Origin of the sequence: Streptomyces sp. NBC_01077 (genome assembly GCF_045162855.1) — a bacterium.
GTDB lineage: Bacteria > Actinomycetota > Actinomycetes > Streptomycetales > Streptomycetaceae > Streptomyces.
The window spans coordinates 4,107,548-4,127,530 of the sequence record NZ_CP108669.1 but is presented as its reverse complement, the minus strand read 5'-3'; the positions used below and the strand labels follow the sequence as shown (position 1 = coordinate 4,127,530).

The following is a 19,983-nucleotide window of genomic DNA, read 5'->3' as shown; positions in this document are numbered from 1 at the left end:
CGGACACGACCCTAGGGGCGGCTGCCCGACGTCAGCCCCCGGAAGGCGCACACCGCCATCGTGCCGCCGGCCAGGCCCAGGAAGAGCGGGAGCGGGGCGGTGGCGAAGGCCTGCTGCCCCGCCCAGCCCGCCCAGACGAGCACCCACACCACACCGGCCGTGACCCGCGCGCCCACCCCGACCACCCGCAGCAGCACGGCCGTGAGCACCAGGCTCAGCGCCTGGAGCGCGATCGGCGCGACGGCCCGCTCCACCCCGTCGCCCAGGAGCGTCGCGCCGGGACCGCCGGCGTCGGCCGGCCGCAGGCCGAGCAGGGGCGGCGCGGTGTGCAGGGCGAGGAAGGTGGCGAGCAGGACCGTTCCGGCGAACGCGGGCCGGAAGACCCGGAGTCCGACGGCGGCGCCCTGGAGGGCGACCAGGATCAGCCCGGCGAGGAGCGTGACCGGGGGCAGCGCGGCGAGCAGCCCGGTGCCGGACAGCGTCGCCACGTCCAGCTCGCCGGACCGGGCGAGCGGCAACCAGAACAGCCCGGCCGCCAGGCCGAGCACCAGCCACAGCCAGGTCGTCCACCGGTCCGGGGTGTCCGGCGCCTCCGTCCGTGACACCGGCGGCGGCAGAGGCCTCGCGAGAGGTCCCGCGAGAGGGCCCGCGGGCTCGTCGTCACGCTGCCGGGGTACGTACACCGGGATGCCGAACGCCGGCGTCACCGACTCGTGCGCCCCGCGCAGATAGGCGCTCTCCCGCGCCCAGTTGGTGCCGTACCCGTCCTCCGCGCGCTCCTTCACCCGCGCCGCCGCCCGGGGGCGTTCGGCCGGTGCCCGGCCCTTGAGGGTGGCCCGCAGGCCCGGGACGGATGCGATCGCCATCAGGGTCATCCCGCCGAGGACGGCCATCCCGGCGCCGCTGATGCCGTACGGGCCGATCAGCACGGCCGCGCCGCCCAGCACGAGGAGGCACATCGCGCCCTGGAGGGCGGCGAGCATGCCCGTACGGCCCTGGACCCGTAGCACGCCGATGTAGAGCTCCACGGCGACCCGGGGGAGCGCGGCGGCGGCGAGGAGCCGCAGCACGGTGGAGCCGTTGTCCTGGTACCCCTGGCCGAAGGGCGAGAGGATCAGCGGGGCGAAGACGACGAGGACGAGCACGACGGGGACGAGCAGCAGCACCATGCGGCGCAGCGCGCCGCGCACCCCCTCGGCGAGGGACTCGGGGCTGTGCGAGGCGTGCGCGGTGAGCGAGGAGGCCATGTTGATGGCCATGAACTCCATCGTGCCGCCGACGGTGTACGCCGTGTAGAAGAAGGCGTTGTGGGCGGCGTCGAAGCGGACGGCGACCATCACCGGCAGCAGACTGATCATGACGAGGCTGAAGAACGCGCCTACGGAGTCCCCGGCCACGAACCGGCCGATCTCCCGCATGCTCGGCGGCTCGCGGTCCCGGTCGGCACGGGCCTGCTGGGGGATGAGCCGGCGGAACACGAGCCAGCCCAGCGGCAGGACGGAGAGTGCGATCGCCGCCGCCCAGGAGACGAAGACGCCGAGGAGCGGCACGGCGGTCGCGAGCAGGACGAGCAGGACGAGCTTGCCGAGCGAGAAGACCGCGTTGCCGACGGGGACCCAGATCGCCCGTCTCAGACCGGTGAGCACCCCGTCCTGGAGGGTGAGCAGGGCCCAGCCGACCGAGGACGCGGTGAAGAAGATCCCGGCTGAGACGGTGCCGAGGGGGGCGTACGAGGGGCCCCACAGGTCGAGGGTGAGCAGGAAGACACCGCAGGCCACGGCGACGACGACCGTGCTGAACAGGTACAGGCGCACGACCAGCGGCCCGGTGGCCCGGCCGGCCCGGGGCACGTACCGGACGACCGCGCCGGACAGCGTGGTCGCCGTGATCGAGGCGAGCATCCGCTGCGCGGCGATGGCGGCGGAGCCCTGCCCGACGGCCTCCTCCGAGTAGTAGCGGGCGGCGATCAGCCAGAAGCCGAGCCCGAGGGCCGCCGAGACGCCGGTGGACAGCATCAGGGCGTAGGCGTTGCGGAACATGGAGTTGTCGCCGCCGTCGTCCTTCGCCTCGGTCGGCGGCGGCTCGTGGACCTCCGCGGCGTCCGAGTCGGATCCCCGCAGCCGTACCGCGTCCGTCACCGTGTGCCGCCGGGGACCAACGACGGCTTGGCCGGGCGGATCCCGGCGCCGCGCAGCACACCGAGGGCCTCGTCCGCGCGGCGCGGGTCCACGGGCAGGGCGTGCCGGGCGAACCAGGCGGCCGGCCCCGGAGCGGGGGAGGGGTCGGTGAAGGCCTCGCCCGCGTAGCTGTCGAGCGGCGGGTCGTAGAGGTAGCCGGTGGTGATCCGGCGCCGGGCGAGGGCGGCGACGGCCGCGTCCCGGTCCTCGACGAGCAGGGGCACCCGGTACAGCGGCTGTGGTGCGCCGCCCGGGGACGCCTCCGGCGCGCCGTACTCGCTCGCCAGGAGCAGGACGGTGCCCGCCGTGTGCGCGTCGAGGACGTCGTCGAGCCGGGCGAACCTGCGGGTGGTGCGCCGGAGCCGGCCGGAGCCGGGCCGCAGCCGGTAGTCGTGCATGTCGACCCGGACCCAGGAGTGGAAGGGTTCGAGCGCGGGCGCCGCCGTGAGGGCCTGCTTCAGCTCCTCGGCGCGGAGCGGCATCCGTATCTCCTCCCGCTCCTCCAGACCGAGCCGCCGGACGGCCGCGCGCGCGGCCCCGACGAGGCGTAGTCCGCGCAGGGTGGACTCGGCGTACGGCCGGACCAGATGGGCGAGTTCGGCGGTGGTACGGGTCGGGTGCAGCAACGCGTCGCGGGCGGCGGCGAGTTCCTCGCGGAGCCCCGGGTCGGCGAGGGCGAGGAAGCCGCCGGTCTTGGCGGCGGTGTGCTTCGAGAGGCTGAACACGGACGCCTCGCCGTACGTGCCGACCGGGCGTCCGTCGACGGTGGAGCCGATCGCGTGGGCCGCGTCCTCGATCAGCGGGATGCCGAGCCGGTCGCAGCGGCCCCGCAGCTCCGGAGCCGGGTCGGGGTTCCCGTACAGATTGGTCGTGAGGACGGCGGAGAGGTCCCGCCAGACGGACTCGGGCACGGCGGCCGTGTCGATCGACCCGTCCCGGGGGTCGAGCGGTGCCTGTACGGGGCGGAGCCCGGCGGCCAGGACGACGAAGAAGATGACGTCGTCGTTGACCGGTGACATCAGCACCCGGCCGCCGGGTCTGCACCAGTGGCGCAGTGCGAGATAGAGGCCGAAGCGGCACGACGGCACGTAGAGGCACTCCCTGCCCCCGAGCCGGGCGCGCATGCGTTCTTCCAGTTCCGCGTACGCAGAAAACATGTGATTCCCCCCTGAACCCCCGGGCTCAATGTGGCCCATTCCGGACGCCGCGTCAACAAGGCCCCCCTGTGCCGCGGTTGGTCGTGGGACCGGCCGCGCGCACGGCGCCCGACCCGGCCCCGAACGCGCCGTGCGGAAGGGCCCGTCACGGGTCGAAAGACCGTGAACGGGCCCTTTCCGCAGCCATCTTGGCGGCTCGGGGAAGCCGGTGGAGGTCATTCCTCCAGAGTGAGACCCCGGCGCAGCCTGGCGAGGGTGCGGGCGAGCAGCCGGGACACGTGCATCTGCGAGATGCCGAGCTCCGTGCCGATCTCCGACTGGGTCATGCCGGAGACGAAACGGAGGGAGAGGATGTGCCGCTCGCGGGCGGGCAGCGAGGCGATCATCGGCTTCAGGGAGGCGACGTACTCGATCCCGGTCAGGCCGTTGTCCTCGTAGCCCAGCCGGTCGGCGAGCGTGGCCTCACCGCCGCCGCCCTCCTCCTCGTCGGGCTGCGCGTCGAGCGAGCTCGCGGTGTACGCGTTGCTCGCGGTCATGCCCTCGACGACCTCCTCCGGCGAGATGCCGAGTTCCTCGGCGAGCTCGGCGACGGTCGGGGCGCGGTCGAGGCGCTGCGCGAGCGCGTCACCGGCCTTGGCGAGGTCGAGCCGCAGCTCCTGGAGTCGGCGCGGCACGTGCACGGACCAGGAGGTGTCGCGGAAGAAGCGCTTGATCTCGCCGATGATCGTGGGCATCGCGAAGGTGGGGAACTCCACGCCGCGGGTGAGCTCGAAGCGGTCGATCGCCTTGATGAGGCCGATGGTGCCGACCTGGACGATGTCCTCCATCGGCTCGCTGCGGGTGCCGAAGCGCGCGGCGGCGAACCTGACCAGGGCCAGGTTGAGTTCGACGAGGGTGTTGCGGACGTACGCGTGGTCGTGGGTGCCCTCTTCGAGCTCCGCGAGCCGGGCGAAGAGCTGCTTCGACAGGGCGCGCGCGTCGACCGGTCCGATGTGGACGAGCGGGCGGTCGGTGAGCTGCTCCGGGAGCCGGACGGCGCGCTCGTCGGAGGGGGCGGCGGTGAGGTCGGGGGTGGGGTCGAGCGGTCGGTCGAGGGGGACTGCTGCCGACGGCGCGTCGGGGGTACGCGGGGCGTCGAGCCGGGGTGACATGGGTCTCCTTCGTGGTTCTTTGCTGCGGTTTGCGGCGCCTCCGAAGCCGGTCGTGTCGGGTGTTCCCTACTAGCCCTACCTGCTCGACGCCGAAGGTCGCAAGTGTCGATAATCCGCTTTGCCCCGTTATGTGGTGGACCTCGTGTGCATCGGAGGGTGCCCCGCTTGTAGGGTTCGAGGCACGTCAGTCGGCATCCGCGAGAGCGAGAAGAGGCACGGCCATGGACCGCGAGAACATCGGCAGCGCACCGCCCGCGCGGTTGCGGGTCGAGGTCCGGACCGTGGACGCGAGTGAACTCCTCGCCCCGGTGGGTGAGCTCGATCACTACACCGCCGAACTACTGCGTTCCCCTCTGGACGAGGCGCTGGACGCGGGCCGTTCGCGGCTCGTCGTCGACTGCTCGGGCCTGGAGTTCTGCGACTCGACCGGGCTCAACGTGCTCCTCGGCGCCCGGCTGAGGGCGGACGCCGCCGGCGGTGGCGTCCATCTCGTGGGGATGCGGCCCGCGGTGGCCCGGGTGTTCCACATCACGGGCGCGGAGGCCGTCTTCACCGTGCACGAGACACTCGCCACAGCCCTTCCCGGCTGATCCCGCCCCGGCCGGGCCCGCCCTCATGACCCGGCCCCGCCCGCACGGCCCGTACGTCCCGCCCTCTGTCCCGTCGATCGGTGAGGTGAAGCGCTGATGGACCAAGCTTCCGACGTCCGTACGCTCGCCCTCGGCGAGACCAGCGGCACCGTGCCGCTCGCCCGTGACTTCACGCGGTCCGCCCTCCACGAGTGGGGCTGGCTGCCGGCCGCCACCGCCGACCGCAGGGCCGCCGCCGAGGACGTCCTGCTCGTCGTCTCCGAACTCGTCACCAACGCCTGTCTGCACGCCGAGGGCCCCGAGCGCCTCCGTGTCCTGCGGCTGCCCAAGGTCCTGCGCCTCGAAGTCACCGACCGGGGCGCCGGAGCACCCGCGCCCCGCACCCCGCACCGGTCCGGCCGCCCGGGCGGCCACGGCATGTTCATCGTGCAGCGCCTCTGCCTCGACTGGGGCATCGAGCGCACCCCCGGCGCCCCCGGCAAGACGGTCTGGGCCGAACTCGCCGCACCTGCCTAGGCCGTGTCCGCCTGACCGGCAAGGCACTCCCCAGGACTTTCACCGTCTCTCTTCTTCCCTCCGTAAGGCCTCGGGCGTACCTTGACGCCCAATCTGAAAGACCGTCAGTTACGTTGCGGTGAGGGGTGCTCGGGGTGTCCAAGGAGCCGAACCGGAGGAGAAGGACCGCCGCGCTCACGGCGGCGGTCGCGGTGGCGGGCGCGGCCGTGCTCGCCGGCGCACCGGCCGCCCAGGCGGCCGTCGTCGACGTCAACTACGCCTGCGAGACGAAGATCGGGCCCAAGGGCGCCGTCTCGCCCGTCGACATCAAGGCCGTCAAGAACGGCAGCGCGTACACGATCACCATGTCGTTCGAGAAGGGAGTCTCCGACAGCCCGGTCGAGCTCCCCAAGGGCGTCATGACCCCGCGCGCCGACCTCGTCCTCGGCGGCGCCGACTCCGGCACCGTCAAGGTCAAGGGGACGCCGAACACGGCCGCCATCCCGCCCGACACCCCCATCAGGATCGGCACGCTGACGGGCACGTACACGCCGAAGAAGAACGGCAAGGTCACCTTCACGGCCGGGACGCTCACGGTGCACGCCCTCGGCATGGACGCGGCCGTCTGCACCCCGAAGAACAACCCCGCGCCCGCCCTCGAACTCGAGGTGACCGGCCTCTCCGGCGGCTCCGACACCCCACCGCCCTCCGACGACCAGGAGGACACGGGCGCCGAGCTGCCCAAGACCGGCCCGCTCGACTCCGCCCTGGCCCTCGGCACCCTCGGCGGCACCGTCCTCCTCACCGGCGCGGCCGGAGTCCTCTGGCTCACGCGGCGCACGGCACGCTGATGCGGGCGGTGGCACGCACCGGGCTCGTGGCCGCCGCGACCGCCCTCGTCGGCGCGGTCGCGGCGGCCCCCTCGGGCGCCCAGGCCCCCACGGCGGCTTCCCCCGGCGCGCAGGCCTGGACGGCGGCGCCCGCCGCCGGACGGCCGTACGCCTATCTGGAGGGCCCCGCCGGCAGCGTCCTCCAGGACACCCTGTCGCTGACCAACCCGGGTGCGCGGCCGCTCACCGTACGGCTCGGCGGGGAGGGCGCACCCGTGTCCTTCGCCGCCCGGACCGTGACCGTGCCCGCCAGGACCCGCGCGGACGTGCCGTTCGCCGTGACCGTCACCGCGGACACCCCGCCGGGCGAACACCGGGGCGCGGTACGGGCCACGGCGGCCGGCCGGGAGGTACGCGTCGACCTGCGGCTGCGGGTCAGCGGCCCGAGGCTCGCCGCGCTCACCGTCGAGGACGTCCGCGTCGACACCGCGACCGGCGCACTCCGGTACACCCTGGTCAACCGGGGCACCACCGTCCTCGCCCCGCACCTCGCGGTGCACGCCGAAGGCGTCCTCGGCACCGTCCTCGACCGGCCGGGCCGGCCCCTGCCGCTCACCCTCAGGCCCGGCGAGCGGGCCACCCGTACCGAACCCTGGCCCGACCCGCCCGCCCTCGACTCCGTCACCGTCCGGCTGACCGCCACCGCCGACGGGGCGACCCCCGCCACCGCCCGCGCCGAGGCCTCCTTCGCCTCGGGCCCGGCGCTCGCCGGGGCGACCGGACTGCTGCTCGCGGCGGCGGGCGGCGGATACGCCGTACGGCGGCGCGGAAGGTCCCGTACCCAGCGAGCCTCCGCGGGAGCGAACACATGAGGTGGATACGTACAGCGGCGGCGCTCATGACCGCGCTCGCCCTCGGCCTGCTCCCCGCGGCCCCCGTCGCCGCGGCCCCCGGCCCCGCCGTCGAGCTCTCCCAGGCGGAGGGCGGCAAGGGCGGCGAGATCAACGTCAGCGGCAGCGGCTGGAAACCGGGCGCGCTGCTCATGCTGCTGATCTGCGGCCAGGCCGCCCCCGGCAAGGGCGTCATCGGCGGCACCAACTCCTGCGCCAACACCGAGGGCCGGGCCGCCACCGTCGACGCCCGGGGCGGCTTCAGTGCGAAGCTCCCGGTCGCCGAACCGCCCAAGCCCTGCCCCTGCGTGGTGCACGTGGCCGGAGTCACGGGCCAACAGGACGCCGTCGACCGCGAGTTCACCGTCGCCGGGCATCCCACCGCCCCGCTCCCCGAGGCCTCGGGCGACGGGCGGCTCGCCGTCCTCGCCGCCGTACGCCTCGACGGCTCCAGCGGCCTCCTCACCTGGTTCGGGGCGCCGCCGTCCCGCGAGATCGTCTTCACCGTCGGCAACCTCGGCTCCGCACCCGTCAAGGACCCGGTCTTCCAGGTCGGCTCCAGCCACGGCGTGTTCGCGCCGCAGTACGAGGAACGGCAGTGGCGCGGCACGGTCGACCCCGGCAAGAAGGCCCTCGTCCGGCTTCCCGTCGAACTCACGGCGGGCGCGCACGGCGACTACCAGGTCTCCGTGCGGTACGCGGGCAAGGTCCTGGTCGAGCAGCCGTGGGGGGTCGGCCGGCCCTGGGGCGTGACGCTCTTCTGGCTGCTGCTCGCCGTGGTCGTACCGGCGGCGCTGTTCCGGATCGGGATGGCCGTGGTGGACCGCGCCCGCCCGGCGACGAGCCCCGCCCGGCACCGGCCACGGCCCCCGGCCCGGCCCCGGGCCGGCCTCCGCACACGTGCCTCCGGCCCCGCGCTGCGGGACCCGGGGGACGACGAACCGACCGCGGCCCTGCCGTGGTTCAGTCCTGACTCCGCACCGTCAGCCCCAGAGAGCAGCCCGACGACGAAGGGACATGCGTGAGTACGCAACGGAGGATGAGCGCGGCCGGAGTCGCGCTGATGCTCGGCGGCGCGGGGATCCTGATTTCCGCCGGCCCCGCCCAGGCCGCCGAGGTCTCGTACAAGACGGAGTGCATCCCGCCGTCCATCTCCGGACTTCCGCCCGTGCAGGGCACGACGAAGGTGCTGATCACGGCACCGGCGGAGGCCAAGGTCGGCGACGAGGTCGAGATCGTCTGGAAGACGGTCCAGGCCGCGTCGAAGAACCCCGACGTGCTCGACCTCGGCCAGGACACGGTCAAGCCGACCGGCGCCCTCACCGTGGGCGGGGTGGGGACCGGCACGGTCGCGATGGAGGGACCCCGGCAGAACCCGCCGATCCCCAAGAACAGCGCCATGGTGCTGCCCGACATGAAGGGGAAGCTGAAGCTGACGAAGGCGGGCGAGTTCACCCTCACGCCCGACAAGTACACGATCAACGTGTCCAAGCCGCTGTCGACGGACACGAAGTGCGCACCGAAGGAGTCGGTGCCGGTCGCCGCGACGATCAAGGTCACGGACGGCAGCGGTACGACGACCGGCGGGACGAACGGCGGGTCCACGACGACCACCGGCGGTACGACCACGACGTCGGGCGGCAACGCGAGCGGCAGCACGACGGGTGGCTCCACGACGACCACCGGCGGGTCCACCACGACCGGCGGGGGCTCGAACAACACCGGCGGCTCCTCGACCACCTCCTCGGGCGGCACCGGCGGATCCTCGGGCTCGGGCTCCGGCTCGGACTCCGGCGGATCGTCCAGCGGCGGTACGAGCGGCGGTGGCGGCGGCCAGACGTCCTTCCCCGGCGAACAGGTCTCCGTCACGTTCGGCTGCCAGGCCCCCGGCCCCGCCGACATCAAGTCCAAGGTGACGATCGACGCCAAGAAGAACGGCGGCGTCTACGACCTCACGGTCAAGACGGCCAAGGGCGTCATGGACAGCCCCGCAGCCCTCCCCAAGGGGGCACTCAAGGCCTCCATGGCGGTCAGGATCGGCGGATCCGACAGCGGCACGGTGAACGTCACCGGGCCCCCGAACCCCACCGATCTGAAGCTGGGCGACCCGGTGAACCTGCCGGACATGAAGGGCACCTACAAGCCGGGAGCGACCGGCAAGTCCACCCTCAGCCCCGGCACGCTGACCATCACGGTCACCCTCGGCAGCTCGCAGATGCAGATCCCGTGCCAGGTCAAGGGCGCCGTCAAGGCCTCCCTCGAACTGGACACGAGCAAGCAGGCGGGCGGCGCGTCGGGCGGTTCCGGCAGCGGCTCGGGCTCGGGCAGCGGTTCCGGCTCCGGCAGCGGCTCCGGCGGCTCCGACGGCGGGAACCTCGCCGAGACCGGCGCCGAGAGCGACGGCGCCCTGCGCGCCCTCGCCCTGGTCGCCGGCACGGTGATCCTGCTCGGCGGCGCGGTGTTCACCTTCACCCCGTGGGCGCGCCTCAGGCGCTGACGCGGGGGCGGAAACGGCGGAGGGCCGCCGCACCGGATCGGTGCGGCGGCCCTCACGGCCGTACGGGAGACATCATCGGCGCGGGAGACGTCAGTGGACGCTGCCCATGAGCCCCTGGACCTTCTTGCGGTACATGAAGATCGCGAAGCCCGCCGCGACGGCGAGCGTCGCCTGCATCGCGATGATCCCTGTTCCGTTCAGGTCCACGCCCGCGATGGACAGCAGACCCGTGGTGCAGTCACCGGCGGTGACGGCGAGGAACCAGACACCCATCATCTGGGAGGCGTACTTCTTCGGCGCCATCTTCGTGGTGACGGAGAGGCCGACGGGGGAGAGGCACAGCTCACCGATGGTCTGGATCATGTAGATCGTGACCAGCCACATCGGGGAGACCTTGGTGCCGTCGCCCGCCATGTTCATCGGGACGATGAAGACGAAGAAGGACGCACCGACGAGGACCAGACCCATCGCGAACTTCACGATGGTGTTCGGCTCCTGGTTCTTGCGGGCCAGCCACAGCCACATCCAGGCGAAGACCGGGGCGAGCGCCATCACGAACAGCGGGTTCAGCGACTGGTACCAGGTGGCGGGGAAGCCGAGGCCGAAGATCGTGCTGGCGGTCTTGTCGTCGGCGAACAGCGACAGCGTCGAGCCACCCTGGTCGTAGATCATCCAGAAGATGGCGGCGGCGACGAAGAACCAGATGTAGCCGGTCACCCGCGACCGCTCGCCGGAGTCGAGGTCCTTGTCGCGCTTGATGCGGGCCAGGACGGCGACCGGGATGATCAGGCCCGCGAGGGTGATCGGGACCATCGCCCAGTTCAGGGTGTACATGCCCATGGCGACGACGGCGCCGTAGAACACGGCGACCACGAGGGCCACGACGGCGGCCTTGGTGATGACGGCCTTGCGCTCCGCGGCGGACAGCGGGTTCGGGACCTCGCTGCTCTTCGGGTTCAGCGTCTTGCCGAAGAGCAGGAAGACGGCGAGGCCGAGGCCCATGCCGACGGCGGCGAGGGCGAAGCCCAGGTGCCAGTTGACCTTCTCGCCGACGGTGCCGATGACCAGCGGGGCGAAGAACGCGCCGAGGTTGATGCCGACGTAGAAGAGCGTGAAGCCACCGTCACGGCGCGGGTCGTCCGCGCCCTTGTAGAGGTGGCCGACCATCGTCGAGATGTTGGCCTTCAGGAGGCCGGAGCCGACCGCGACGAGCGCGAGGCCCACGAAGAACATCGCCTGGCCGGGGATGGCCAGCGAGACGTGGCCGAGCATGATCACGGAGGCCGCGATCGCGACGGTCTTGCGGGCGCCCCAGACGCGGTCACCGAACCAGCCGCCGGGCATGGCCATCAGGTAGACCATCGAGACGTAGACGGAGTAGATCGCCGTCGCCGTCGCCGCGGTCATCGCGAGGCCGCCGCCCTGGCTGCCCGTAGCGGCGTCCACGCCGCCGGAGACCAGGTACAGAACGAGAAGGGCCCTCATGCCGTAGTAGGAGAAACGCTCCCACATCTCGGTCATGAAGAGAGTGGCCAGACCACGGGGGTGGCCGAGGAAGGTCTTCTCGTAGCCGAGGGGTTCGGCCGAGTCCTTCGTCAGGCTGGACGCCATGTCGATCCTTGCTCTGTCGGGACGCGCGCCTTGTGAGCGTGATGCGCCCGGTGGGGGAGGCCGGCACCGGCGGAATCGGAGTGGACTCCACCGGGATCCACGCCCCTGGAGTCGCGTATGCGCGTCCCGGGACCCGGCCCACAGGTCATTCACTGTCCTCAAGGTTCGGCTGAGCCGACCTCACGCAGAAAGAGGACCTTGGCGCGTGAAGCTGGCCAAAGGTCCCCGATTACCGCTACAGACGTCGAGCCACCATACGACACGACAGGGCCGGATATGGAAGGACTTGAGAGATGGATCACAGGTGAGGGTGCAACCACGCAAGGTCATTCGAAGGTCATGTGCAAGATACCCACAAGATCCCCAGGGTTCCCTCCCTCCCCATGGATCATGCCCCGGCCTCCCACCCGTGCGGACTACCATCACCCCATGACCCGTGTACTGCTCGCCGAGGACGACGCATCCATCTCGGAACCGCTGGCCCGCGCCCTGCGGAGAGAGGGGTACGAGGTCGAGGTCCGCGAGGACGGCCCGACCGCCCTCGACGCCGGACTCCAGGGCGGCGTGGACCTCGTCGTGCTCGACCTGGGACTGCCCGGCATGGACGGCCTCGAAGTCGCCCGGCGCCTGCGCGCCGAGGGCCACACGGTCCCGATCCTGGTGCTCACCGCGCGCGCCGACGAGGTCGACACGGTCGTCGGGCTCGACGCCGGCGCCGACGACTACGTCACCAAGCCCTTCCGGCTCGCCGAACTCCTCGCCCGCGTCCGGGCCCTGCTCCGGCGTGGCTCCACCGAGCCCGCCGTCGCCCCGGCGACCCACGGCGTACGGATCGACGTCGAGTCGCACCGGGCCTGGATGGGCGACGAGGAGCTCCAGCTCACGGCGAAGGAGTTCGACCTGCTGCGGGTCCTGGTCCGGGACGCGGGCCGGGTCGTCACGCGCGACCAGCTGATGCGCGAGGTCTGGGACACCACCTGGTGGTCCTCCACCAAGACCCTCGACATGCACATCTCCTGGCTCCGTAAGAAGCTCGGCGACGACGCGGCGAACCCCCGCTACATCGCCACCGTGAGAGGCGTCGGCTTCCGCTTCGAGAAGAGCTGACGGGCCGGGCGGCTCAAGGCCCGTAGGCTCGGACGAGTTCCCCGTCCCCCCGCCCGGAGGGCAACCGTGCGTCGCCGCCTCATCAACTCCACCCTCGCCGTGGTGCTCGTCGTCATCGCCGTCTTCGGCGTCTCGCTCGTCATCGTCGAGACCCGCACGATCTCCAGCAGCGCCCAGGAGAGCGTGGACCTGGAGGCGCTGCGCATCGTCTCCATCGTCGACAGCCGGCTCATCGGCGGCGAGCCGGTCAACCCGGACATCCTGTCCGAGCAGAGCGGCGCCAAGCGGTACGCGCAGATCCACATCCCCGGCCGCGACACGATCGAGATCGGCACCCGCCCCGAGGGCGACGTCACCCGGGGTCTCGCCGAGGGCGAGCGCGGCGAGACAGTGATCGTCGAGGAGTCCCGCTCGGCGGTCACCGCCGAGGTCGGCCGCACCCTCATGATCATCGGCGCGGTGGCCCTGCTCGCCGTCATCGCCGCCGTCCTCCTCGCCGTACGGCAGGCGAACAAGCTGACGTCCCCGCTCACGGACCTCGCGGAGACCGCCGAGCGCCTCGGCTCCGGCGACCCGCGTCCCCGGCACAAGCGGTACGGGGTGCCGGAGCTGGACCGGGTCGCGGACGTCCTCGACGCCTCGGCCGAGCGCATCGCCCGGATGCTCACCGCCGAGCGCCGCCTGGCCGCCGACGCCTCGCACCAGCTCCGTACGCCCCTCACCGCCCTCTCCATGCGTCTGGAGGAGGTGGCGCTCGCCGACGACCTGGACACGGTCAAGGAGGAGGCGACGATCGCGCTCACCCAGGTCGAGCGGCTCACCGACGTCGTGGAGCGGCTCCTGACGAACTCCAGGGACCCGCGTACGGGCTCCGCCGTCGCCTTCGACCTGGACGAGGTCGTGAAGCAGCAGCTGGAGGAGTGGCGGCCGGCCTACCGCAGCGCGGGGCGGGCCATCGTCCACTCGGGCAAGCAGGGGATGCGGGCCGTCGGCACCCCCGGCGCGGTCGCCCAGGTCCTCGCGGCCCTGATCGAGAACTCGCTCATGCACGGCGGCGGCACCGTCGCCGTGCGGACGCGGGTCACCGGCAACCAGTCGGTGATCGAGGTCACGGACGAGGGCCCGGGCGTCCCGGCCGACCTCGGCGCGCGGATCTTCGAGCGGGCGGTGAGCGGCCGCAGCTCCACGGGGATCGGCCTCGCCGTCGCCCGCGACCTGGCGGAGGCGGACGGCGGCCGTCTGGAGCTGCTCCAGCAGCAGCCGCCGGTCTTCGCGCTGTTCCTGAGCCGGGAGGTCAGGAGCGTCTCGGAGGAGACGCCGGACCGCCCCGTACGGTAAGAAAGCGGCCGGTGTCAGACGCGGTCGGGCTGTCGGCGGGTCGCCTGGCGGGGTGCCTGCTCCAGGAACGATTCGGCGGTCTGCACCGCCTCCTTCGCCGGCAGCGCGCGGAACACCCACGTGCGGTACGACCAGAAGCGGAACAGGGTTCCGATCCCGATGCCGAAGAACTTGAAGAAGTTGCTCGCGAGCGGGCCGTCCCAGCCGAAGCCGTACGTCGCCGCGTAGAGCACACCGTTCTCGATCACCATGCCGACGACGCTGAACAGCAGGAACAGCGACATCTCCTTGGTGCGGCCGGACTTGTCACGGTCGCGGTACGTGAAGTAGCGGAACCCCACGTAGTTGAAGACGATCGCGACCACGGTGGCGATCAGGCTGGCCCGCACCATCGGAATGTCCGTGGCACCGCGGACCAGGTTGAAGACGCCCAGGTTGACCAGGACGCCGAGACCGCCCACCACCCCGAACTTGGCGACCTCGCGGACGAGCCGGTCGAGTCGCGTGCGCAGCGCGCCGGGTTCACTCATGGTGATGGCTCTGTCCCGTCCGTCCGGGTGACGTCCGGGCGACGTCAACCCAACCATGCTAACCAGCGCTCCTGTCACCCGCCCGGGTACCTCGTAAACCATGGGGAAACCCAGCCCTCACCTGCACTGTCCTTGTGCCAAACCACAGCCGGACGAGTGTTCACGGATGGTGCGGATACCCTAAGAGGGTGACGTTCCCGGTAGTCGGCATGGTCGGTGGCGGTCAGCTCGCCCGAATGACCCACGAGGCGGGCATCCCCCTCGGCATCAAGTTCAAGCTCCTCAGCGACGCCCCGCAGGACTCTGCGGCGCAGGTGGTGAGCGAGGTCGTCATCGGCGACTATCGCGACCTGGCTACGCTGCGTGACTTCGCGCGCGGATGTGACGTGATCACCTTCGATCACGAGCACGTCCCCACGGAGCACCTGCGGGCCCTTGAGGCGGACGGCATCCCCGTCCGCCCGGGGCCCGACGCGCTGGTGCACGCCCAGGACAAGGGGGTGATGCGCGCGAAGCTCGACGAGATCGGCGCACCCAGCCCCCGGCACCGCATCGTGGCGGACCCCGAGGACGCGGCGGCCTTCGCCGCCGAGGTCGGGGGCTTCCCGATCATCCTCAAGACGGTGCGCGGCGGCTACGACGGCAAGGGCGTCTGGTTCGTCCGTACGCCGGAGGACGCCCGCGATCCCTTCCTGGCGGGCGTCCCGGTCCTCGCCGAGGAGAAGGTCGACTTCACGCGCGAGCTCGCCGCGAACATCGTCCGCTCCCCGCACGGCCAGGCCGTCGCCTACCCGGTCGTCGAGTCCCGGCAGGTCGACGGCGTCTGCGACACGGTGATCGCGCCCGCGCCCGACCTCGACGGCGAGCTCGCCGGGCAGGCGCAGGAGCTCGCGCTCCGCATCGCCAAGGAGCTGGGCGTCGTCGGCCACCTCGCGGTCGAACTGTTCCAGACCACGGACGGCCGCATCCTCGTCAACGAACTGGCGATGCGCCCGCACAACTCCGGCCACTGGACCCAGGACGGGGCGATCACCTCACAGTTCGCCAACCACGTCCGGGCGGTCCTGGACCTGCCCCTCGGCGATCCGCGCCCGCGCGCACCGTGGACCGTGATGTGCAATGTCCTGGGCGGCGACTACCCGGACATGTACTCCGCGTACCTGCACTGCATGGCCAGGGACCCGCAGCTCAAGATCCACATGTATGGCAAGGACGTGAAGCCCGGCCGCAAGGTGGGGCACGTCAACACCTACGGCGACGACCTGGACGACGTGCTGGAGCGCGCGCGTCACGCCGCCGGCTATCTGCGAGGAACGATCACCGAGTGAGCAGCATCAGCACCTCCCCCGCCGTCGGCATCGCCATGGGATCCGACTCCGACTGGACCGTCATGGAGGCCGCCGCGCAGGCCCTCGACGAGTTCGAGATCCCCTACGAGGTCAACGTCCTCTCCGCGCACCGGATGCCGCGCGAGATGATCGCGTACGGCGAGGAGGCCGCCGGCCGCGGCCTCAAGGCGATCATCGCGGGCGCCGGCGGCGCCGCCCACCTGCCCGGCATGCTCGCCTCCGTCACCCCGCTGCCCGTCATCGGCGTCCCGGTGCCGCTGAAGTACCTCGACGGCATGGACTCGCTGCTCTCCATCGTGCAGATGCCGGCCGGCATCCCCGTCGCCACGGTCTCCGTCGCCGGCGCCCGGAACGCGGGCCTGCTCGCCGCCCGGATCCTCGCCGCGCACGACCCCGAGCTGCAGACCCGGATGAACGAGTTCCTCCAGGAGCTCAACGACCAGGCCACGGAGAAGGGCAAGCGCCTGCGGGCCAAGGTCGAGGGCGCGGACTCGTTCGGCTTCGGCAAGTGAGCGCGGCGGACCGTCTGGAGGAGGCCCGCGAGCTGCTCGCGGGCCACCCCGTCGTCGACGGCCACAACGACCTGCCGTGGGCGCTGCGCGAGCACGTCCGCTACGACCTGGACCGCATGGACATCGGCGCGGACCAGACCGGCGCGCTCCACACCGACCTCAAGCGGCTGCGGGCCGGCGGCGTCGGCGCCCAGTTCTGGTCGGTGTACGTGCCCTGCCGGCTCGCCGGCGACGACGCGGTCAGCGCCACCCTGGAGCAGATCGACATCGTCGACCAGCTCCTGGAGCGGTACGCGGGCGACCTCGCCCCGGCCCTGACGGCGGACGACATGGAGGCGGCCCGCAAGGAGGGCCGTATCGCCTCCCTCAAGGGCGCCGAGGGCGGCCACTCGATCAACAACTCCCTCGCCACCCTGCGCGCCCTGCACACCCTCGGCGTGCGCTACATGACGCTCACCCACAACGACAACAACGACTGGGCGGACTCGGCGACCGACGCGCCCGGCGTCTGCGGGCTCTCCGCCTTCGGTCGCGCGGTCGTCCGCGAGATGAACCGCTCCGGCATGCTCGTCGACCTCTCGCACGTCGCCGCCACCACCATGCGCGACGCGCTCGACGCCTCGGCGGCGCCGGTGATCTTCTCGCACTCCTCGGCCCTGGCGGTCTGCGACCACCCGAGGAACGTCCCGGACGACGTCCTGGAGCGGCTGCCCGCCAACGGCGGCGTCGCGATGGCCACGTTCGTGCCCAAGTTCATCCTCCCCGCGGCCGTCGAGTGGACCGCGCGGGCCGACGACAACCTCCGGGCGCACGGCTTCGACCACCTCGACACCACCGCCGAGGCCATGAAGCTGCACCGCGCCTTCGAGGAGGCGAACCCGCGCCCGATCGCCACCGCCGCGACGGTCGCCGACCACCTCGACCACATGCGCGAGGCGGCCGGCATCGACCACATCGGCATCGGCGGCGACTACGACGGCACGGCCTTCACCCCGGCCGGCCTCGACGACGTCGCCGGCTACCCGAACCTGGTCGCGGAACTCCTGCACCGTGGCTGGTCCCACCCGGACCTCGCCAAGCTGACCTGGTCCAACGCGGTCCGCGCCCTCCGTGACGCGGAGGCGGTCTCGCGCGACCTGCGGAGCCGTACGGCACCGTCGAACGCGACGATCGACTCCCTGGACGCGCAGGGGGCCTGACGGCCCGGCACGACCTTGCTCCGCGCTCGGTGTGCTTCACCCGGACGGCGCAGTCCACCGAGCCCCCGCACGGGCCCGGTGGCACGGTGGACGGTACTGCCCCGCCGAACTCGGCGGGGCGGTACTGCATCACCGAGTTGGAGTAAGACCATGGCGGAACTGCTAGACGATCATCAGAGCCTCTCCACCGTCCCTGCCGCCGCCGGGGAGCTCGACCCCCCCGAGCCACCGCCGCCGCTCGACGAGACGTCCCGCGCCCGCGCCATCCTGGCCGCCCAGCCCGTCGTCGAGGGACACACCGAACTGCCCCGGGCCCTCGACCCGGAGGACCTCCCGCCCACCCGCGCCGGGGAGGCCGGAGCCCAGTTCTGGTCGCTGCACGTCGGACCCGGCGAAGACGCGGCGGGCGTCGTCGGGACCCTGCGGCGCATCGACGCCATCCGCGCGCTCGTCGCTGCCTGCCCCGAGGACCTGCGCCTCGCCCACACGACCTCCGAGATGGCCCACGCCCGCAACTGCGGCCGTGTCGCCGCCCTGCTCGGCCCGGTCAGCTGGACGGCGCTCGGCGCCTCCGCCGCGACCCTGCGGGCCTATCACGCCCTGGGCGTACGGGCCGTCAACGTCACCCGCTTCGACCGCTTCGCCCGCGAGGCGGTACGGGAGATGAACCGCATCGGCCTGGCCGTGGACCTGTCCGGCGCCGACCAGGACACGGTCCGCCGCACCCTCGCGGTCACCCGCGCCCCCGCCCTGCTCACCAGGGCGGCCCCGGAAGGCCTGCCCGACGACGTCCTGGCCCTCCTCGGCGAGAACGGCGCCGTCTGCATGGTCACCGTCACGGACGAACCGGCCGCCGTCGCCGACGTCCTGGACCGGGTGCGCACGCAGGCGGGCGCGCACTGTGTGGGTGTCTCCCACACCACCGTCCCGGCCGTCGGCTACGTCCCGCTCTTCGCGGAGCTGCTCCGCCGGGGTTGGACCGCCCAGGAGCTGGTGGGCCTCGCGCACGCCAACGTCACCCGTGCGCTGCGCGAGACGGAGTTCCTGTCCCGGACCAACCGCATCCGGCCGGCGGCGGCCTGACGGTACGACGGGAAGAGGGGGCGCCGAAGCGCCCCCTCTTCCCCGTGTCCGCCCCTCAGGCGCGCGGGCGGCCCATCGCCCGGTACGTCCAGCCGGCCGCCCGCCAGCGCTCCGGGTCCAGCGCGTTGCGGCCGTCCAGGATCACCCGCGACGCGGTGACCTCGGCGAGCTCCGCCGGGTCGAGCTCGCGGAACTCGCGCCACTCCGTCAGGTGCAGCACCACGTCCGCCCCGCGCACGGCCTCGCGCGCCGAGTCCGCGTAGCCCAGGGTCGGGAAGAGGCGGCGCGCGTTGTCCATGCCCTTCGGGTCGTAGACGGTGACCTGGCCGCCCTGGAGGTGTATCTGACCGGCCACGTTCAGCGCGGGGGAGTCACGGACGTCGTCCGAGTCCGGCTTGAAGGTGGCGCCGAGGACGGCGACCCGGCGGCCCAGGAAGGTGCTCCCGCCGAGGGCCTCCCGCGCCATCTCGACCATCTGGCCGCGGCGCCGCATGTTGATCGAGTCGATCTCGCGCAGGAACGTCAGCGCCTGGTCGGCACCCAGCTCGCCGGCGCGGGCCATGAAGGCCCGGATGTCCTTGGGGAGGCAGCCGCCGCCGAAGCCGATGCCGGCGCGCAGGAACTTGGGGCCGATCCGGTCGTCGTGGCCGAGGGCCTCGGCAAGCTTGGCGACGTCGCCGCCGGCGGCCTCGCACAACTCGGCCATCGCGTTGATGAAGGAGATCTTGGTGGCGAGGAAGGAGTTCGCGGACGTCTTCACCAGCTCGGCCGTCGGGAAGTCGGTCACGACGAACGGCGAGCCGTCGCCGACCGGCCCGGCGTACACCTCGCGCAGCAGCTTCTCCGCCCGCTCGCCGGCGACGCCGACGACGATCCGGTCGGGGTGCAGGGTGTCCTGCACGGCGAAGCCCTCGCGCAGGAACTCCGGGTTCCAGGCCAGCTCGACGCCCTCCGGGAGCACGCCCGCGAGCCGCTCGGCCGAGCCGACGGGCACCGTCGACTTGCCGACGACCAGAGCCCCTTCGCGGACGACCCCGGCGAGAGAGGCGAAGGCGGCGTCCACGTAGCTCATGTCGCAGGCGTACTCGCCGTGCTTCTGCGGGGTGTTCACACAGACGAAGTGCACGTCGCCGAAGGCGCCGACCTCCTCCCAGGAGGTGGTGAAGCGCAGTCGCCCGCTCGACCCCTCGATGCCGGCCACGTGCTTCGCGAGGAGTTCCTCGAGACCGGGCTCGTACATCGGGACGCGGCCGGAGGAGAGCAGCTCGATCTTCTCGGGGACGACGTCGAGCCCCAGGACCTCGAAGCCCAGTTCCGCCATGGCCGCGGCGTGCGTGGCGCCGAGGTAGCCGGTACCGATCACGGTGATCTTGAGGGCCATGCGGGTCTCCAGTGAACGTCGGGCGGAATGCCTGCCCGAGCATAGTCGTGCCCTGGTCCGTGGCCCCGGCACGCCCTACCATTTGG

Annotated in this window: 18 protein-coding genes; 12 read left to right on the top strand and 6 right to left on the bottom strand. The window is 72.3% G+C overall.

What is annotated here, in order from left to right; genetic code table 11:
- Positions 1-11: 11 nt before the first annotated feature.
- From OG462_RS18360 to OG462_RS18350, 3 genes are all read right to left on the bottom strand, one after another.
- Positions 12-2,039 (bottom strand): lipopolysaccharide biosynthesis protein, encoded by a 2,028-nt coding sequence (locus OG462_RS18360; protein WP_406066593.1) that lies wholly within the window; start codon positions 2,037-2,039, stop codon positions 12-14.
- A gap of 95 nt (positions 2,040-2,134) precedes the next feature.
- Complete coding sequence (locus OG462_RS18355; protein WP_406058862.1) at positions 2,135-3,334, bottom strand: DegT/DnrJ/EryC1/StrS family aminotransferase; 1,200 nt, start codon at positions 3,332-3,334, stop codon at positions 2,135-2,137.
- Between the two features lie 215 nt (positions 3,335-3,549).
- Entirely contained in the window at positions 3,550-4,485 is a 936-nt protein-coding gene (locus tag OG462_RS18350; protein ID WP_406058861.1) for an RNA polymerase sigma factor SigF, read from the bottom strand.
- 221 nt (positions 4,486-4,706) lie between these two features.
- Between OG462_RS18350 and OG462_RS18345 the strand changes: the two genes are divergently transcribed.
- From OG462_RS18345 to OG462_RS18320, 6 genes are all read left to right on the top strand, one after another.
- Positions 4,707-5,075 carry an STAS domain-containing protein gene (locus OG462_RS18345; RefSeq protein ID WP_406058860.1) on the top strand — a complete coding sequence of 123 codons (369 nt, stop codon included), beginning with the start codon at positions 4,707-4,709 and terminating at the stop codon, positions 5,073-5,075.
- Positions 5,076-5,171: 96 nt separating this feature from the next.
- A complete protein-coding gene (locus tag OG462_RS18340; RefSeq protein ID WP_406058858.1) occupies positions 5,172-5,591 on the top strand; it encodes an ATP-binding protein in 420 nt (139 codons plus the stop codon).
- A gap of 134 nt (positions 5,592-5,725) precedes the next feature.
- On the top strand, positions 5,726-6,421 hold the full coding sequence (locus tag OG462_RS18335; RefSeq protein ID WP_406058856.1) for a peptidase: 696 nt from the start codon (positions 5,726-5,728) through the stop codon (positions 6,419-6,421).
- The gene (locus tag OG462_RS18330) at positions 6,421-7,272 is read left to right on the top strand and encodes a hypothetical protein (RefSeq protein ID WP_406058854.1); all 852 of its coding nucleotides are present in this window, start codon (positions 6,421-6,423) and stop codon (positions 7,270-7,272) included. The genes OG462_RS18335 and OG462_RS18330 overlap by 1 nt, the downstream gene beginning before the upstream one ends.
- On the top strand, positions 7,269-8,315 hold the full coding sequence (locus OG462_RS18325) for a hypothetical protein (protein WP_406058852.1): 1,047 nt from the start codon (positions 7,269-7,271) through the stop codon (positions 8,313-8,315). Before OG462_RS18330 ends, OG462_RS18325 begins: the two co-directional genes overlap by 4 nt.
- Before the next feature lie 14 nt (positions 8,316-8,329).
- Complete coding sequence (locus OG462_RS18320) at positions 8,330-9,787, top strand: hypothetical protein (protein WP_406058850.1); 1,458 nt, start codon at positions 8,330-8,332, stop codon at positions 9,785-9,787.
- Positions 9,788-9,877: 90 nt separating this feature from the next.
- Here OG462_RS18320 and OG462_RS18315 read toward each other — a convergent pair whose 3' ends face one another.
- Positions 9,878-11,398, bottom strand: a complete 1,521-nt coding sequence (locus OG462_RS18315; RefSeq protein WP_406058849.1) for a peptide MFS transporter — start codon at positions 11,396-11,398, stop codon at positions 9,878-9,880.
- A 429-nt stretch (positions 11,399-11,827) separates the two neighbouring features.
- On the opposite strand from OG462_RS18315, the gene OG462_RS18310 reads away from it, so the two are divergent.
- Together OG462_RS18310 and OG462_RS18305 are read left to right on the top strand one after the other, a co-directional pair.
- Complete coding sequence (locus OG462_RS18310; RefSeq protein WP_030690380.1) at positions 11,828-12,505, top strand: response regulator transcription factor; 678 nt, start codon at positions 11,828-11,830, stop codon at positions 12,503-12,505.
- 66 nt (positions 12,506-12,571) lie between these two features.
- Positions 12,572-13,843, top strand: coding sequence for an ATP-binding protein (locus tag OG462_RS18305; RefSeq protein WP_406058846.1), 1,272 nt, complete (start codon positions 12,572-12,574; stop codon positions 13,841-13,843).
- Positions 13,844-13,857: 14 nt separating this feature from the next.
- Here the strand turns inward: OG462_RS18305 and OG462_RS18300 are convergent, their stop codons facing one another.
- The gene (locus OG462_RS18300; RefSeq protein WP_406058845.1) at positions 13,858-14,373 is read right to left on the bottom strand and encodes a GtrA family protein; all 516 of its coding nucleotides are present in this window, start codon (positions 14,371-14,373) and stop codon (positions 13,858-13,860) included.
- Positions 14,374-14,561: 188 nt separating this feature from the next.
- Between OG462_RS18300 and OG462_RS18295 the strand changes: the two genes are divergently transcribed.
- The 4 genes from OG462_RS18295 to OG462_RS18280 all read left to right on the top strand — a co-directional run bounded on the left by OG462_RS18295 (position 14,562) and on the right by OG462_RS18280 (position 18,516).
- Positions 14,562-15,701, top strand: a complete 1,140-nt coding sequence (locus OG462_RS18295; protein ID WP_406058843.1) for a 5-(carboxyamino)imidazole ribonucleotide synthase — start codon at positions 14,562-14,564, stop codon at positions 15,699-15,701.
- A gap of 35 nt (positions 15,702-15,736) precedes the next feature.
- Entirely contained in the window at positions 15,737-16,234 is a 498-nt protein-coding gene (gene purE / locus OG462_RS18290; RefSeq protein ID WP_406066591.1) for a 5-(carboxyamino)imidazole ribonucleotide mutase, read from the top strand.
- The gene (locus OG462_RS18285) at positions 16,231-17,433 is read left to right on the top strand and encodes a dipeptidase (protein ID WP_406058841.1); all 1,203 of its coding nucleotides are present in this window, start codon (positions 16,231-16,233) and stop codon (positions 17,431-17,433) included. Before purE ends, OG462_RS18285 begins: the two co-directional genes overlap by 4 nt.
- 150 nt (positions 17,434-17,583) lie before the next feature.
- Complete coding sequence (locus OG462_RS18280; protein WP_406058839.1) at positions 17,584-18,516, top strand: membrane dipeptidase; 933 nt, start codon at positions 17,584-17,586, stop codon at positions 18,514-18,516.
- Between the two features lie 55 nt (positions 18,517-18,571).
- Here OG462_RS18280 and OG462_RS18275 read toward each other — a convergent pair whose 3' ends face one another.
- Positions 18,572-19,897, bottom strand: a complete 1,326-nt coding sequence (locus OG462_RS18275) for a UDP-glucose dehydrogenase family protein (RefSeq protein ID WP_406058838.1) — start codon at positions 19,895-19,897, stop codon at positions 18,572-18,574.
- Positions 19,898-19,983 lie beyond the last annotated feature (86 nt).

Coding starts and splice junctions, on each gene's coding strand:
- OG462_RS18360 (WP_406066593.1), bottom strand. CDS start 2,039: ATGTTCCGCAACGCCTACGCCCTGATGCTGTCCACCGGCGTCTCGGCG.
- OG462_RS18355 (WP_406058862.1), bottom strand. CDS start 3,334: ATGTTTTCTGCGTACGCGGAACTGGAAGAACGCATGCGCGCCCGGCTC.
- OG462_RS18350 (WP_406058861.1), bottom strand. CDS start 4,485: ATGTCACCCCGGCTCGACGCCCCGCGTACCCCCGACGCGCCGTCGGCA.
- OG462_RS18345 (WP_406058860.1), top strand. CDS start 4,707: ATGGACCGCGAGAACATCGGCAGCGCACCGCCCGCGCGGTTGCGGGTC.
- OG462_RS18340 (WP_406058858.1), top strand. CDS start 5,172: ATGGACCAAGCTTCCGACGTCCGTACGCTCGCCCTCGGCGAGACCAGC.
- OG462_RS18330 (WP_406058854.1), top strand. CDS start 6,421: ATGCGGGCGGTGGCACGCACCGGGCTCGTGGCCGCCGCGACCGCCCTC.
- OG462_RS18325 (WP_406058852.1), top strand. CDS start 7,269: ATGAGGTGGATACGTACAGCGGCGGCGCTCATGACCGCGCTCGCCCTC.
- OG462_RS18320 (WP_406058850.1), top strand. CDS start 8,330: ATGAGCGCGGCCGGAGTCGCGCTGATGCTCGGCGGCGCGGGGATCCTG.
- OG462_RS18315 (WP_406058849.1), bottom strand. CDS start 11,398: ATGGCGTCCAGCCTGACGAAGGACTCGGCCGAACCCCTCGGCTACGAG.
- OG462_RS18310 (WP_030690380.1), top strand. CDS start 11,828: ATGACCCGTGTACTGCTCGCCGAGGACGACGCATCCATCTCGGAACCG.
- OG462_RS18300 (WP_406058845.1), bottom strand. CDS start 14,373: ATGAGTGAACCCGGCGCGCTGCGCACGCGACTCGACCGGCTCGTCCGC.
- purE (WP_406066591.1), top strand. CDS start 15,737: ATGGGATCCGACTCCGACTGGACCGTCATGGAGGCCGCCGCGCAGGCC.
- OG462_RS18280 (WP_406058839.1), top strand. CDS start 17,584: ATGGCGGAACTGCTAGACGATCATCAGAGCCTCTCCACCGTCCCTGCC.
- OG462_RS18275 (WP_406058838.1), bottom strand. CDS start 19,897: ATGGCCCTCAAGATCACCGTGATCGGTACCGGCTACCTCGGCGCCACG.